Raw genomic sequence first — 15,692 nt, forward strand, 5'->3', positions numbered from 1 at the left:
AGTAGCTATACAAAATATAAGTACTATATTTTGTATATCGCCATGTGTACCCTTGGGCCCTTGGACACGAGCGTGAGGAGCGGTGTATGGGAGCAGCGGCAGGGAAATCCCGGAATATGCAGGCGACGGTATTCGGCGCAAGCGGATTCATAGGCAGCCATGTGGTCGAGGAATTATGCAAGGCCGGGCACGGTGTGAACGCCGTGGTGAGGTCTCCGGCCTCGCGTCAACTCCTGGAGGGCTTCGGCGCGCGGGTAATGGTTGTCGACTACGGGGATGGGGCGCAGATCCAGGCGGCTATGCGGGGGAGCGATGTCGTATATAACTGCATCGCCTCCACCGGCACGGCCGCGCAAGCGGAGGATCCCGAGGCGGAGATCGGTCTGACGCGGCGGTTGGCTCATACGGCCTCGGCGCTGGGCGTCGGGCATTTCGTGCAGCTCAGTTCCATCGTCCTCTACGGTTTCGAGCGGAGTGGAGCCATTGATGAAAGCTACCAGCCGCTCATCGAATACCCGATTCAACGCATCCAGCAGCGCCGTGAGGAGATTGTCACACGCGAAGTGCCGGGGCGACAGGGGATGGCGGTCGAAGCGGCGGGCACCGCATTGACGATTCTGCGACCTGCCAGCGTCATCGGGAGCCGTGGCGAGCGTTCCTTCTTCGCGAATCTATACCGTTTGAATCAATCGGGGCGATTCCCGATTGTCGGCAAGGGCCAGGCCTGTGGATCCTTCATAGACGCCCGGGATCTTGGCAGGGCGATGGTGTTGATTGGGGAGCACGGCATAAGCGGTACATACCTGGTGAAGGGTTTCGACGCGAGTTGGTCGGAGCTCAAGGCGAGCATGGATGAGGCGACGGGTACCCATGACGCCTGCATATCGATCCCGGCTGGTCTCTCGGATGAGGGGATCGACGCCTCACCGCTCAATCCTTACGAGTATCGGAGCTTCGCCACAACAAGGATCTGGGATGACTCCACCATACGGGAAGCGGGATTCAGACCGCATTATTCCCTCGGGCAGGCCGTGCGCTCCGAGATCGGGTATCTCGAACGGTGATCCCCATGAGGAGGGCGAACTCCTGATTTGCCTTCCAGCGCGCTGGAAGCATTAGCGTGAGCTGCATGAACACAACACACTCAGCAGACAAGACACAGAGGCATGCGGCACCGAATGCCGTGATATCGAAGACGGGCGTATCGGATGCTCAGGCGTCGGTATCTTCCGGAATGAATGATCGGGTTTGGGTGATCACCGGAGCGTCATCGGGATTCGGCCTGGCGATGGCACGGGCCGCCCTGGCCGCAGGGGAGCGCGTATTGGGAACGGCAAGGGATCTGTCGCGATTCGCCTCCCTGCAGCAGGAGTTCGGTGACCGTTTCGTGGCGGTACGCCATGACGTGCGGGATACGGATGCGGCCCAGGATGTGATCGACAGGGCCATCGCCGCTTTCGGGCGGATCGACGTACTGGTCAATAATGCGGGAGTCGGTCAGGTGGGCACGGCGGAGGAGGTCACCGATGCCCAATTGCGGGATATGCTCGCCCAGCATCTCTTCGGTCCCGCGGCGCTGGTGAGGGCCGTCCTGCCCTCTATGCGTCAGGCGGGGTCAGGCTGGATCGTGCAGCTCAGCAGCCAGGGAGGGCGGGGGTCCTTCCCAGCGGTGGGCAGCTACTCGGCGGGAAAGTTCGCCTTGGAGGGTTGGTCGGAGGCCTTGGCCGGAGAGGTGAGGTCCTTCGGCATCAGGGTTCTCATCGTCGAGCCGAGCAGATTCCGCACCGCTTTCAATCGGGGTGATGTGCTGTTGAAAGCCCCTGAACATGCCGAATATGATTCAATTGTGGGTGATATCCGCGCCGATATGTCAGCTTCCGATGGTGCGCAGGAGGGGGATCCCTCACGTGCTGCCGCGGTGATTCGCAGTGTCCTTGAGGATACGGACGCCCCCTTGCGGCTGCCTCTCGGTGCTGAGGCGGTACGGAATCTGAAGCGCATCTACAGCGACAATCTGGCTTCGGTCGAGCAGTGGGCCGAGCTTTCGCAATCGGCCGATTTCCCGGGCGTCGCGCCCTCCAACCGACCGGGCAGATAAGGACAGGGTGTGAACATGGCCACTGAGGCACTCGTCAGGCAGTTGATGGAGCGCGTCGAAGGGAATCCCGATGCGTCCACGGTGGCCGTGCTGCGTGAGCTGATGAATGATTCGACCATCGAATCCTCCTCGCCGCCCTTGTCGATCGCGCAGGCCGCGAAGCTGCTCAACACATCCGTATATACATTGCGCTACTACGAGCGGGAGGGTTTGGTGCATCCCGACCGCGACGCCAAAGGGTACCGGGTGTATTCGGCCTTCGCGCTGCGCAGACTGGTCTTCCTCTCGCGGATGCGTGTATCCGGAATGACGATGAGCGATCTCAAGCGCTACATCTCATTGGTGGAGCAGGGCGATGCCACGATAGGGCAGCGACGGCAGCTCATGCTCGAGCAACGACGACGCATCCAGGCGCAGATCAACGAGCTTTCGCTCGCTCTGGAGGTCACCGACTACAAAATCGAGAGCTACCATGCGGCGCTCCCTTCCACGGCGACGCCCGCATGAGCTTCATGTGATATAGTTGCAGATTGTGTGTGCCGTTGGGTGCCTTATGTCATAGGTGCTGAGCAGCGGGATATCCCTTGATTCATTGAACGCGGGCAGCAATGTCCAGCGGGAGAAACGAGGGCCATCGGGCCGGTGGACTGTGGCTGACTCTCCGTTTACGGTTGCGTCAAGGCTGCAATGTGGCGGCTCCACGTAGACCGAATATTAATCATCTGAATCGGAGAGAATCAGTTGCCTACGATTGAACAGCTCGTCCGCAAGGGACGTTCCGCCAAGCCTCGCAAGTCGAAGACTTTGGCGCTGAAGGGCAGCCCGCTGCGTCGCGGCGTGTGCACCCGTGTTTACACCACAACCCCGAAGAAGCCGAACTCGGCATTGCGTAAGGTCGCCCGTGTGCGCCTGAGCTCGGGCGTTGAAGTCACCGCCTACATCCCCGGCGAAGGACACAACCTGCAGGAGCACTCCATCGTGCTCGTGCGCGGTGGTCGTGTCAAGGATCTTCCTGGTGTCCGCTACCACATCGTCCGTGGTGCACTGGATACCCAGGGAGTTAAGGATCGCAAGCAGGGACGTTCCCTGTACGGAGCAAAGAAGGCGAAGTAAGACATGTCACGCAAAGGACCCGCAAAGAAGCACCAGCTCCTGCCCGATCCAATCTACGGTTCGACGGTAGTGGCGCAGCTCATTAACAAGATTCTGCTCGACGGCAAGAAGTCGATCGCTGAGGACATCGTGTACACGGCGCTCGATCAGGTGAAGGAAAAGACCGAGCAAGAGCCGGTCGCCGTACTCAAGCGCGCTCTGGACAACATCCGTCCAAGCCTCGAAGTGCGTTCACGCCGAGTCGGCGGAGCGACCTACCAGGTCCCCGTCGAGGTCAAGCCGGTGCGCGCCAACACGCTTTCGCTGCGTTGGCTCACCGATTTCAGCCGTGCACGTCGTGAGAAGACCATGGCGGAACGTCTGGCCAACGAGATCCTCGATGCCTCCAATGGTTTGGGAGCTTCAGTGAAACGTCGTGAGGATACGCATAAGATGGCTGAGGCCAACAAGGCCTTCGCACATTATCGCTGGTAATAGCAGAGAATAAAGAGCTAAGGACAACCATGGCACAAGACGTGCTCACTGACCTCACCAAGGTCCGTAACATCGGCATCATGGCCCACATTGATGCCGGCAAAACAACAACGACCGAGCGAATCCTGTATTACACCGGCGTCAACTACAAAATCGGCGAGGTGCATGATGGCGCCGCGACGATGGACTGGATGGCACAGGAGCAGGAGCGAGGCATCACCATCACCTCGGCTGCCACCACGTGCTTCTGGAACCGCCAGACCCACGACACCAAGGACAAGTACCAGATCAACATCATCGACACCCCAGGGCACGTCGACTTCACCGCTGAGGTGGAGCGCTCCCTGCGCGTGCTCGATGGCGCCGTTGCCGTGTTCGACGGCAAGGAGGGCGTTGAGCCCCAGTCGGAAACCGTGTGGCGTCAGGCCGACAAGTACGGCGTCCCACGCATCTGCTTCATCAACAAGATGGATAAGCTGGGTGCCAACTTCTACTATTCGGTGGACACCATCAAGGAGAAGCTTGGAGCCAAGCCGATCGTGATGCAGCTGCCGATCGGTGCCGAGAACGAATTCCACGGTGTGGTCGATCTGGTCCGTATGGTTGCTTACTACTGGGAGGATGGTGCCGATCTCGGTGCCAAGTACCAGACCATCGACATTCCCGAGGATCTCAAGGAGAAGGCCGAGCAGTATCGTTCAGAGCTGCTCGATGCGGTCGCCGAATCCGACGACGCGCTTCTCGAGAAGTACCTCGGTGGTGAAGAGATCAGCGAGGACGAGATCCGTGGAGCGATTCGCAAGCTCACAGTGAGCAAGGAAGCCTACCCGGTCTTCTGTGGATCGGCATTCAAGGATAAGGGTGTTCAGCCGATGCTGGATGCCGTTGTCGACTACCTGCCGTCCCCCGAGGATGTTCCCGCCATCGACGGGTACAAGCCCGGTGACGAAAGCGTCGAGATCGAGCGTCATCCTGATACCAGCGAGCCTTTCTCGGCTCTGGCCTTCAAGATCGCAACCCACCCCTTCTATGGCAAGCTCATCTATGTGCGTGTCTACTCCGGCCAGGTCAAGCAGGGCGACAACGTCCTCGACTCGACCAAGGGCAAGAAGGAGCGCATCGGCAAGCTCTTCCAGATGCATTCCAACAAGGAGAACCCTGTTGATGCCGCCATCGCTGGCAATATCTATGCCTTCGTGGGTCTGAAGAACGTCACCACCGGCGACACCCTGTGCGACGAGAAGGAGCCCGTGGTCCTCGAATCCATGAGCTTCCCGGCTCCCGTCATCGAGGTCGCGGTCGAGCCGAAGACCAAGGCCGATCAGGAGAAGATGGGCATCGCTCTTCAGAAGCTTTCCGAAGAGGATCCGACCTTCCAGGTCAAGACCGACGAAGAGTCCGGTCAGACCCTGATCTCCGGCATGGGCGAGCTCCAGCTCGACATCCTCGTCGACCGTATGCGTCGCGAGTTCAATGTCGAGTGCAACGTGGGCAAGCCGCAGGTCGCTTACCGCGAGACCATCCGCAAGGCCGTGATGAACCAGGAGTACACGCACAAGAAGCAGACCGGCGGTTCAGGCCAGTTCGCAAAGGTGCTGATGAACTTCGAGCCTCTCGATACCACCGAAGGCGAAACCTACGAGTTCGAGAACAAGGTCACCGGCGGACACATCACGAAGGAATTCATTCCTTCCATCGATGCTGGCGTCAAGGAGGCCCTGGAATCGGGTATCCTCGCAGGATTCCCCGTGGTCGGCGTCAAGGCGACCGTTACCGATGGTCAGACACACGATGTCGATTCTTCGGAAATGGCCTTCAAGATCGCCGGATCCATGTGCTTCAAGGAAGCCTCGCATAAGGCTCACCCGGTGATCCTCGAGCCGATCATGGCTGTCGAGGTCCGTACCCCTGAAGAGTACATGGGCGATGTGATGGGTGATCTCAACTCACGTCGCGGCAGCATCCAGTCGATGACCGATGCCACAGGCGTCAAGGTCATCGATGCCAAGGTGCCGCTTTCCGAAATGTTTGGTTACATCGGCGATCTGCGTTCCAAGACGCAGGGACGCGCGATGTTCACCATGCAGATGGACTCGTATGCAGAGGTCCCCAAGGCGGTCTCCGAGGAGATCATCAAGGCTCAACGCGGCGAGTAGCCAGTCGGGGTGATGAACCCCGATCTCGCCACTGCGCAGCGTGCCGTCTGTCCCCAGTCAGCAGTAGACTTTTTGACTGCTGACTGGGCGGAGGGCGGCAAGTGGCGAACAACCCAAATACCCAGTAATATGTAGCGAGTGCCTTGTGCGATGGTTTCGCACAGACAAACTACGAGATGTCCAGGAGGACAAACACATGGCAAAGGAAAAGTACGAACGTACTAAGCCGCACGTTAACATCGGTACCATTGGCCACGTCGATCACGGCAAGACGACCCTGACGGCTGCCATCTCCAAGGTTCTGCATCAGCAGTATCCTGATCTGAACCCTGAGTACGATTTCGACCAGATCGATTCGGCTCCTGAGGAGAAGGAGCGCGGTATCACCATCAATATCGCGCACATCGAGTACCAGACCGAGAAGCGTCATTACGCTCACGTCGACGCCCCAGGCCACGCTGATTACGTCAAGAACATGATCACCGGCGCTGCCCAGATGGACGGCGCGATCCTCGTGGTCGCCGCAACCGACGGCCCGATGGCACAGACCCGTGAGCACGTGCTGCTCGCCAAGCAGGTCGGCGTCCCGAAGATTCTCGTCGCTCTCAACAAGTGCGATATGGTCGACGATGACGAACTCATCGAGCTCGTCGAGGAAGAGGTCCGCGACCTTCTGGACGAGAACGGTTTCGACCGCGACTGCCCGGTCATCCGCACCTCCGCCTACGGCGCGCTGCATGATGACGCACCGGATCACGACAAGTGGGTCAAGACCGTTCAGGACCTCATGGAGGCCGTTGACGATTACATCCCGACTCCTGTCCACGATCTGGACAAGCCATTCCTGATGCCAATCGAGGATGTCTTCACGATCTCCGGTCGTGGCACCGTGGTCACCGGTCGTGTGGAGCGCGGCAAGCTCGCCGTCAACACCAACGTCGAGATCGTCGGTCTTCGCGATACCCAGACCACCACCTGCACCTCAATCGAGACCTTCCACAAGCAGATGGATGAGGCCGAGGCAGGCGACAACACCGGTCTGCTGCTCCGCGGCATCAACCGTGAGCAGGTCGAGCGTGGCCAGGTTGTGGCAGCGCCGAAGTCCGTTACCCCTCACACGAAGTTCGAGGGAGAGGTCTACGTGCTGACCAAGGATGAGGGTGGCCGTCATTCGCCGTTCTTCTCCAACTACCGTCCGCAGTTCTACTTCCGTACCACCGATGTGACCGGCGTCATCGCACTGCCGGAAGGCATCGAAATGGTACAGCCTGGCGATCACGCCACCTTCACCGTCGAGCTGATCCAGCCCATCGCCATGGAGGAAGGTCTGACCTTCGCCGTGCGTGAGGGTGGACACACCGTCGGCTCAGGCCGTGTCACCAAGGTTCTTGAGTAGTCTTCACTGCTCATAACACATCAGGGGATCTGCTTCGGCAGGTCCCCTTTTGCTACTTCCGCTCCGTGCCGGCGCATAGGCGACGGTGGTCTCAGGAGACAGGGCTTCAATGCATGCACCGGTCGGGGAAGCAGGCGCACAACAGCCGTGTTTATACGATGTGGCATAATAGACAAGGCATTTTTATGGTAGTCCGTGAGGACTCGGAATAGGTGAGTGAACGTGGCACAAACTACGAATGAAATTAAGAACGGTTCAGTCCTCAACCTTGAAGGCAAGCTCTGGACGGTAATCAAGTTCCAGCACGTGAAGCCGGGCAAGGGGCCAGCATTCGTGCGGACCACGATGAAGGACGTGCTGAGCGGCAAGATCGTCGACAAGACCTTCAACGCCGGCATGAAGGTCGAGTTCGAGACCGTCGACAACCGCACGATGCAGTATTCCTATCGTGACGATGGAAGTTTCGTCTTCATGGATATGACCAACTTCGAGCAGGTCAACATCCCGGAGGCTCTGATCGGCGACCAGGAGCGCTTCCTGCTGGAAGGCACCGACTGCATCATCAGCTTCCATGACGGCAACCCCCTGTCGGTCGAACTGCCGGCTTCGGTGACGCTGGTCGTCTCCCACACCGAGCCCGGTCTGCAGGGCAACAGGTCCAACGCGGGAACCAAGCCCGCCACGGTGGAGACCGGCGCCGAGATTCAGGTTCCGCTCTTCATCAACGAGGGTGAACACATCAAGGTGGATACGCGCGACGGTTCTTATCTCGGCAGAGAGAACTGAGGAACACAAGCGCTATGGCACGTTCCACCGCCCGCAAACGGGCGCTGAATACCTTATATGAGGCGGACGAGAAGGGACAGGAAATCCTGTCCCTTCTTGCTGAACGCATCGATCATCCAGGCGCGCAAACGCCACTTCCCGAGTATGCGATTGAGATCATCCGTGGTGTCGAGGAGCATCGTCGAACCATCGACAGTGCCCTCAACCAGTTCTCGCAGCTGTGGAAAGTACGGCGTATGGCCGTCGTGGACCGCAATATCCTGCGTATCGCCACATGGGAGATCAAATACAATCCCGAAGTTCCCAGCAAAGTCGCGATCGACGAGGCGCTTTCCCTCGCCAAAACGCTGTCCGATGCCGAATCCCCGAGTTTCATCCACGGCGTGCTCAGCGCGATCGATGACCATAAGGATGAGATCGAGGAGATCGTAATCCCCGTCGCCGAGCCGGAAAGCCCCGAGCCGGAGCATGCTGAGCAGGCACCCTCCGATCCCGATGTGCATGATGGTGCCGACGACGAAGGCGAACGTGACGAACATAACAGTGCGCCTGTCGCCGAGCTGAAATCCGAAGAGGATAGAGTTTCAGACGACGGTGCAGGAATCGACTCGGAGGCCGGAGAACAGGCCGAAACGAGCGCCGATTCAACAGATGTCGCAATCGAAGAGAGAAGTGATACCGAGGAATAGCTTATCCAAGGCGCTCGGTATCCTTGGTACGAATATCCGCTGCAAGAGGGGGTTTGGTGAAGTTGAACGATTCCGAAACCATTGCAGTCGAGAGTTTTTCCCAACAAGATGCTGTGCTCGTCCTTGAGGACGGGCAAGTGTATGTTGGCAAGCCTTTCGGCGCGATAGGCGAGACGAGTGGTGAGATCGTCTTTGCAACAGGAATGACCGGTTATCAAGAGACATTGACCGATCCAAGCTACGATCGACAGATCGTGGTACAGACATTCCCACACATCGGCAACACCGGTGTGAACGGGGAAGACACGGAATCGTCCAGAATCTGGGTTTCGGGTTACGTCGTGCGAGACCCAAGCCCGAATGTCAGCAATTGGCGCGCCGAAGGCAGCCTTGACGATGATCTGGTGAATCAGGGCATCGTCGGCATCTGCGACATAGACACCCGTAAGCTCGTGCGGCATCTGCGCTCCGGCGGCGTGATGAGAGCCGGTATCTTCTCGGGTGAGGCGCTGCTGAACGGGCAGGGCGCGCTCAGCACGGCTGAAGAGCTGGTCGCCAAGGTCAAATCGACTCCTCAGATGGAGGGATCGCATCTGACCGGCGAAGTGAGCACGGGATCGACCTACACAGTCGAACCCTCCGGAGCCTTCGCAGGTAAGGAGCCGCTGTTCACGGTGGCCGCCGTCGATCTGGGAATCAAAAGCATGACACCCCATCGTCTGGCCGAACGCGGATGCCGGGTCCACGTGGTGCCGCTGAGCAGCACGATAGATGACATCGCATCATTGAATCCCGATGGCGTGTTCTTCTCCAACGGTCCCGGGGATCCGGGAAGCGCCGATGACGAGGTCGCCCTGCTGCGCGCGATTCTCGACAGGAAATACGCCTTCTTCGGTATCTGCCTCGGCAATCAGCTGCTTGGCAGGGCGCTCGGTTTCGGTACCTACAAGCTGAAGTTCGGCCACCGCGGCATCAACCAGCCGGTGAAGGATATGACCACCGGCAAGGTGGAGGTCACCGCTCACAACCACGGTTTCGCCGTGGATGCACCGATCGGGAAAACCGTCGAGGCCCCGTTCGATGCAGGCCGCTACGGCAAGGTGCGGGTCTCCCACGTCGATCTGAATGACGATGTGGTCGAGGGCTTGCAATGTCTCGATATTCCGGCTTTCTCCGTGCAATATCATCCCGAGGCTGCGGCGGGTCCGCATGATGCCTCCTATCTGTTTGATCGTTTCGTTGAATTGATGCGTAATGCCAAGGAGGGGAAGACGAATGCCTAAGCGTACCGACATCCATTCGGTGATGGTTATCGGCTCTGGACCGATTGTGATCGGTCAGGCCGCCGAATTCGATTATTCGGGAACACAGGCCTGTCGTGTGCTCCATGAAGAAGGCATCCGCGTCATTCTGGTCAATTCGAACCCGGCCACCATCATGACCGATCCGGAAATGGCTGATGCGACCTACATCGAGCCAATCGACACCGCGGTTCTCGAACGGATCATAGCCAAGGAACGCCCCGACGCACTGCTGCCCACGCTCGGCGGACAGACCGCGTTGAATGCGGCGATGGCTCTGGGCGAAGCGGGTGTGCTGAAGCGCTACGGCGTCGAATTGATCGGCGCTTCGCTTGAGGCGATCGACCGTGGCGAAGACCGCGATCTCTTCAAGAAGATCGTCGAGAAGGCCGGTGCCGAATCGGCGAAGTCGATGATCGCCCACACGATGGAGGAAGTCGATGCAGCCGTCGCGGTTCTCGGCTATCCGCTCGTGGTGCGCCCAAGCTTCACGATGGGTGGTCTGGGATCAGGTATCGCACGCAACGTCGAGGACCTTCACCGCATCGCGGGATCAGGCATCCATTATTCCCCAACCAATGAGGTGCTCCTCGAAGAGGGCATCGAAGGGTGGAAGGAATACGAGCTTGAGCTGATGCGCGACAAGAACGACAACGTCGTGGTCGTATGCCCGATCGAGAACGTCGATCCCGTCGGCGTCCATACCGGTGATTCCATCACCGTCGCCCCGGTGCTGACCCTGACCGATCGCGAGTACCAGCGGATGCGTGATATCGGCATCAAGATCATTCGCGGCGTCGGCGTGGATACCGGAGGCTGCAACATCCAGTTCGCGGTGAATCCCGATACCGGCCGCATCATCGTCATCGAAATGAATCCACGCGTATCGCGTTCATCGGCCCTCGCTTCGAAGGCCACTGGCTTCCCGATTGCGAAAATCGCGACCAAACTCGCGCTGGGATACACACTGGACGAGATCCGCAACGACATCACACAGTCCACACCGGCCAGCTTCGAGCCGACCATCGACTATGTGGTCACCAAGATTCCTCGTTTCGCCTTCGAGAAATTCCCGGGTGCGGATCCGACACTGACCACATCCATGAAGTCGGTCGGCGAATCCATGGCATTGGCGGGCAATTTCCAGGAATCCCTCGGCAAGGCGCTGCGCTCCATCGATAAGCGCCATATGAACTTCACCTGGGACGGGGAACGTCCCGACCGTGCGGAGGTCGATCAGCTCCTGCAGGATATGCACACCCCGACCGAGCACCGCTACCTGCAGGTGCAGCGCGCGATGTGGGGAGGGGCAAGCATCGAGGAGATCTTCGCGGCAACGAAGATCGACCCTTGGTTCCTGCGTCAGATCGAACTGATCAACGCCACGGCGCAAGAGGTGCATGACGCGCAGACCCTGGGTGAGCGTCTGCTGCGCAAAGCCAAGAAAACGGGTCTGAGTGATGTGCAGATCGCACAGCTGCGCAGGCTGGGCGACGGCGGAGAGAACACCGTGCGCGAACTGCGCTGGAATTACGGGATCCGCCCGGTCTACAAGACCGTGGATACCTGCGCCGCGGAATTCGATGCGGTCACGCCGTACTACTATTCCTGCTATGCCGACGAGTCGGAGTTGCGCCCGCGCGAACGCGAAGCCGTGATCATCCTCGGTTCGGGACCGAACCGCATCGGGCAGGGCATCGAGTTCGATTACACCTGTGTGCATGCCGTTCAGGAGCTTGGCAAGGATTATGACACGATCATGATCAACTGCAACCCCGAAACGGTTTCGACCGATTATGACATGTCGGACCGCCTCTATTTCGAGCCTCTGACCTTCGAGGATGTGCTTGAGGTCTTCGAAGCGGAACAGAAGATGGGACCCGTCAAAGGCGTCATCGTCCAGCTCGGCGGACAGACGCCGCTGTCACTCGCGGCGCGACTGAAGGCTGCGGGTGTGCCGATTCTCGGTACCTCTCCCGAAGCCATCGATCTGGCTGAGAACCGCGAGCTCTTCGGCGAGGTTCTGGCCAAGGAGCATATGAACGCGCCTCGATACGGAACCGCGTTGTCACTCGATGAGGCACGGGAGTCCGCCCATCGCATCGGCTATCCGGTGCTGGTCAGGCCCTCGTATGTGCTCGGAGGCCGTGGCATGGAGATCGTCTATGACGATGACCAGCTGACCACATATGTCGATCGCGCGCTCAACGAGGCGAAGGCCGACACCGTCGTGTCCGGCCGTCTGCCTTCTCCGCTGCTGATCGACAAATTCCTCCAGGATGCGGTCGAAATCGATGTGGATGCCCTGTATGACGGTGAGGAACTGTACATCGGCGGCATCATGGAGCACGTCGAAGAGGCTGGTGTGCATTCGGGTGATGCCGCCTGCACCCTGCCGCCCTGCACGCTTTCCGAGGATCAGATCCGTCGCCTGCGCGAGGGCACGCTGTCCATCGCACGTGGCTGTGGCGTACGTGGCCTGGTCAATGTGCAGTATGCATTCATGGCGAATACCCTCTACGTGATCGAGGCGAATCCAAGGGCCTCGCGAACCGTGCCATTCGCATCCAAGGCGACCGGCACCGCGCTTGCCAAGGCCGCAGCCCGCATCATGGCGGGGGAGAGCATCGCCGACCAGCGCAGCAATGGTCTGTTGCTCCCCGTCGGTGATGGTGGCGATATCCGTCCGGGCCAGCCGGTCGCGGTCAAGGAATCGGTGCTGCCATTCAAGCGCTTCAGAACACCTGTCGGCCGCACCGTTGACATCCTGCTCGGGCCGGAGATGCGCTCCACCGGAGAGGTGATGGGCTTCGATCGCGACTTCCCTCACGCCTTCGCCAAGAGCCAGCTGGCCGCCTACGAGGGCGGACTGCCCACCAGTGGCAATGTCTTCCTGTCGGTCAATGACACCGATAAGCGCCAGCTGCCGTTGATGGCCTCGAAGTTGCAGGAGCTCGGATTCAAACTCTGGGCCACGGAGGGCACCGCATCGGTGCTGCGCCGCTATGGCATCGAAGCGACTGTGGTCAAGAAGATCACAACGCGCGTCGATTCCAGTGTCGCGCCGCTGCAGGTCGATGCCGATGCCAATGCCGGTGACCAGGACAATGGGAAGAACGTGGTGCAGCTGATCGAGGAGGGTGTGATCGATATGGTCCTCAACACACCGAATTCCCGTGGATCACGCTCCGACGGCTATTCGATTCGTGCCGCCGCCATCGCCGCCGATCTGCCCCAATTCACCACCATAACCGAGTTCTCGGCGGTGCTGATGGCGATTGAAGCCGTACGAAGCGACGACTATCAGATCATGAGTATCCAGGAGCATGCCAAGCAGCTCTTTGCGATGGAAGGCAGCGTGCACTGATGAATGACCGACGCGCAGAGGAGATCAAGGCCCAACGTTCCGACTTCGGACTGCGGCTGAGCCATTCGATGGCGAACTTCGGTCCTCTGTGCGTCGGTATTGATCCGCATCGCAAGATCCTCACCGACTGGGGTTATCAGCTCGATGCCGAGGGCGCTGAGCTGTTTTCGATGCGTATGCTGCAGGCCGCCTATGGCAGGGCCGCGGCCGTGAAGTTCCAGACGAGCATGTTCGAGCGTTACGGTTCGAAAGGCTACGCCGCGTTGGAACGCCTGTTGTTCGCGGCGCGTCAGATGGGGATCATCACAATCGTCGACTGCCTGCGCGGAGGTCTCTCCACAACCGTTTCGGCCATAGCCGACGCCTACTTCAAACCCGGCGCGCCTCTGTTGGCCGATGCCATAACCCTGTTGCCCTACTATGGCGCACGTTCGTTGTCCGGATTGATCGATGAAGCCTTGGACTATGGCAGGGGCGTCTTCGTCGCCTCGCTGACGTCGAATCCCGAAGGTGCCAGCCTGCAATCCGCGATTCGTCAGCAGGGGAGTTACGAAGGCAAAACCGTGGCCTATGGCATCGCTTCGACCACGCAGAAGTTCAATGCCGATGTGAAGGGTCTTGGTTCTGCGGGTCTGATCATCGGGGCGACGATAGGGGACTGGCTGAAGGAGAGCGGGGTGGAGCCTTCCGCATTCACCGGGCCGATTCTCTCTCCGGGATATGGTTGGCAGGGTGCCGCCGCCAAGGACATCAAAACCATTTTCGCGGGCACCAGAGGTAATGTGTTGGTGACCGTATCACGTTCGATCGCAGTCGAAGGCCCCGCAATCGCCGATCTGGCGCGTGCGACGGATGCGATCGCCAAGGATATCGAGAAGGCTCTTGAGCATGCTGATGTGAACGGTCAGGAAGCCCAGGACGAAGGATAGCGAGCACCCTCCCATGCTGCCGACAAGGCATCGAAGAATCGGCATCCGGGATTGGGGTTCCGTCCGTTCATGGACATACAAGGTTGTGCGGTAACGCTGATGAGGAGGAACGTAGTGAGCCAGGCAAGTGAGAGTGCCCCAGGAAAACGCCGTTTGGTGGTGTTGACAGGTCCTACGGCCGTGGGCAAGGGCACGGTGGAGGCTCAGTTGCGATCCGCCCATCCAGAGGTCTGGGTGTCGGTTTCGGCGACGACCAGAGCGCCCCGTCCAGGTGAGATCGACGGTGTGACTTACTGTTTCGTCGATGAAGCCGAATTCGCCGCGATGGAGCAGCGTGGTGAATTCCTGGAAACCGCCCTGGTGCATAACATGGCCCATTACGGCACGCCGCTCAAAGCGGTGCTGGAACACATGAGCGCAGGCATCCCGACCATACTCGAAATCGATCTGCAGGGTGCCAGACGCGTCAAGGAACGGGCCGAGGAGCTGGGCCTGGATGTGGTGTATGTCTTCCTCGCCCCGCCGAGTTTCGAGGATCTGGTCGCAAGGCTCGAATCCCGTGGCACCGAGAATGAGGAGCAACGCCGCAAGAGGCTGGAAACGGCGAGAATCGAATTGGCCAGTGAAGGTGAATTCGACGTGGTCATCACCAATGACACCGTCGAGCATGCGGCCGAAGAGCTCTGGGAGGTCATCAGCCGCGAATACGCCTGACCGTATGGCATATCGCATGGCTTATGGAAGGACCCGAGCGGCATTCAGCGCCGCTCGGGTCCTTCCATAAGCCATGAATGGCGCTGCCTGCAACGGCCACCACCTACTTCGAGAAGAGGCCTTTGCGCCAGGCGATGATCAGACCGCCACCGGTCACTGCCGCGAAGGCGAACAGCGCGAATGCCAGTGCGGCTCTTCCGTTCTTACCGAGCTGTCTGGCGCTGATCCTCCCGATATCCACCGATGCGGGCTTGACGGCCGCCTCCACTGCCGTTGCGCCGGGGGTCGGTCCCGAAAGCGCTGCGACCGGTCCCTGCACGCTCGGTGTGGCATCCGGTATTCCAGCGGTCGTCACCTTCCCCGAAGCCCTGTCCGGGGCTCCATGTGGGTCATCCTGTGCAGGTGCGCTTCCTGAATCTCCCATGCCGGCACCGGTGATGAAGGGGATGATGTCGTTCGCATTGCCCCTGCCGATTGTCGAGATGTGCTGTGCGGTCTCATACGCGGCAGGTGCGGTATCCGCCGCCAAGGCGGTGCCGAAGCCTCCCGCCGATAGGGTCACACCAGCCGTTATTATGGCCAGCAGAACGTTGCCGCCACGGTGTCGTATTCGTGTCATCGGATTGTTCCCCCTGATCTTCTTCGGATGCCGGCCGGTACGGCTTCGAC

14 protein-coding genes are annotated in these 15,692 nt (G+C 59.6%); 13 read left to right on the forward strand and 1 reads right to left on the reverse strand.

What is annotated here, in order from left to right:
* Positions 1–86: 86 nt before the first annotated feature.
* From BPSY_RS06575 to gmk, 13 genes are all read left to right on the forward strand, one after another.
* Entirely contained in the window at positions 87–1,064 is a 978-nt protein-coding gene (locus BPSY_RS06575) for an NAD-dependent epimerase/dehydratase family protein (protein ID WP_081884300.1), read from the forward strand.
* Positions 1,065–1,129: 65 nt separating this feature from the next.
* On the forward strand, positions 1,130–2,098 hold the full coding sequence (locus BPSY_RS06580) for an SDR family NAD(P)-dependent oxidoreductase (RefSeq protein ID WP_202961786.1): 969 nt from the start codon (positions 1,130–1,132) through the stop codon (positions 2,096–2,098).
* A 15-nt stretch (positions 2,099–2,113) separates the two neighbouring features.
* Positions 2,114–2,605, forward strand: coding sequence for a MerR family transcriptional regulator (locus BPSY_RS06585; RefSeq protein ID WP_081884301.1), 492 nt, complete (start codon positions 2,114–2,116; stop codon positions 2,603–2,605).
* A gap of 234 nt (positions 2,606–2,839) precedes the next feature.
* Positions 2,840–3,211, forward strand: coding sequence for a 30S ribosomal protein S12 (gene rpsL, locus BPSY_RS06590; RefSeq protein WP_033496666.1), 372 nt, complete (start codon positions 2,840–2,842; stop codon positions 3,209–3,211).
* A gap of 3 nt (positions 3,212–3,214) precedes the next feature.
* Positions 3,215–3,685 carry a 30S ribosomal protein S7 gene (gene rpsG, locus BPSY_RS06595; protein ID WP_033496665.1) on the forward strand — a complete coding sequence of 157 codons (471 nt, stop codon included), beginning with the start codon at positions 3,215–3,217 and terminating at the stop codon, positions 3,683–3,685.
* Between the two features lie 29 nt (positions 3,686–3,714).
* Positions 3,715–5,841 carry an elongation factor G gene (gene fusA / locus BPSY_RS06600; protein ID WP_033496664.1) on the forward strand — a complete coding sequence of 709 codons (2,127 nt, stop codon included), beginning with the start codon at positions 3,715–3,717 and terminating at the stop codon, positions 5,839–5,841.
* 196 nt (positions 5,842–6,037) lie between these two features.
* Positions 6,038–7,237 carry an elongation factor Tu gene (gene tuf, locus BPSY_RS06605; protein WP_033496663.1) on the forward strand — a complete coding sequence of 400 codons (1,200 nt, stop codon included), beginning with the start codon at positions 6,038–6,040 and terminating at the stop codon, positions 7,235–7,237.
* Between the two features lie 222 nt (positions 7,238–7,459).
* Positions 7,460–8,023, forward strand: coding sequence for an elongation factor P (gene efp, locus BPSY_RS06610; RefSeq protein WP_033496771.1), 564 nt, complete (start codon positions 7,460–7,462; stop codon positions 8,021–8,023).
* Positions 8,024–8,037: 14 nt separating this feature from the next.
* Positions 8,038–8,712, forward strand: a complete 675-nt coding sequence (nusB, locus tag BPSY_RS11090; protein WP_051921779.1) for a transcription antitermination factor NusB — start codon at positions 8,038–8,040, stop codon at positions 8,710–8,712.
* Between the two features lie 53 nt (positions 8,713–8,765).
* On the forward strand, positions 8,766–9,995 hold the full coding sequence (gene carA, locus BPSY_RS06620) for a glutamine-hydrolyzing carbamoyl-phosphate synthase small subunit (protein ID WP_033496662.1): 1,230 nt from the start codon (positions 8,766–8,768) through the stop codon (positions 9,993–9,995).
* On the forward strand, positions 9,988–13,380 hold the full coding sequence (carB, locus tag BPSY_RS06625) for a carbamoyl-phosphate synthase large subunit (RefSeq protein ID WP_033496661.1): 3,393 nt from the start codon (positions 9,988–9,990) through the stop codon (positions 13,378–13,380). The genes carA and carB overlap by 8 nt, the downstream gene beginning before the upstream one ends.
* On the forward strand, positions 13,380–14,309 hold the full coding sequence (gene pyrF, locus BPSY_RS06630; protein ID WP_033496660.1) for an orotidine-5'-phosphate decarboxylase: 930 nt from the start codon (positions 13,380–13,382) through the stop codon (positions 14,307–14,309). The genes carB and pyrF overlap by 1 nt, the downstream gene beginning before the upstream one ends.
* Before the next feature lie 99 nt (positions 14,310–14,408).
* On the forward strand, positions 14,409–15,023 hold the full coding sequence (gene gmk, locus BPSY_RS06635; protein ID WP_033496659.1) for a guanylate kinase: 615 nt from the start codon (positions 14,409–14,411) through the stop codon (positions 15,021–15,023).
* A gap of 103 nt (positions 15,024–15,126) precedes the next feature.
* On the opposite strand, the gene BPSY_RS06640 is transcribed toward gmk, so the two are convergent.
* Positions 15,127–15,642, reverse strand: coding sequence for a hypothetical protein (locus BPSY_RS06640; RefSeq protein ID WP_033496658.1), 516 nt, complete (start codon positions 15,640–15,642; stop codon positions 15,127–15,129).
* Positions 15,643–15,692: the final 50 nt, after the last annotated feature.

The organism is Bifidobacterium psychraerophilum (genome assembly GCF_000741705.1).
Classification (GTDB): domain Bacteria; phylum Actinomycetota; class Actinomycetes; order Actinomycetales; family Bifidobacteriaceae; genus Bombiscardovia; species Bombiscardovia psychraerophila.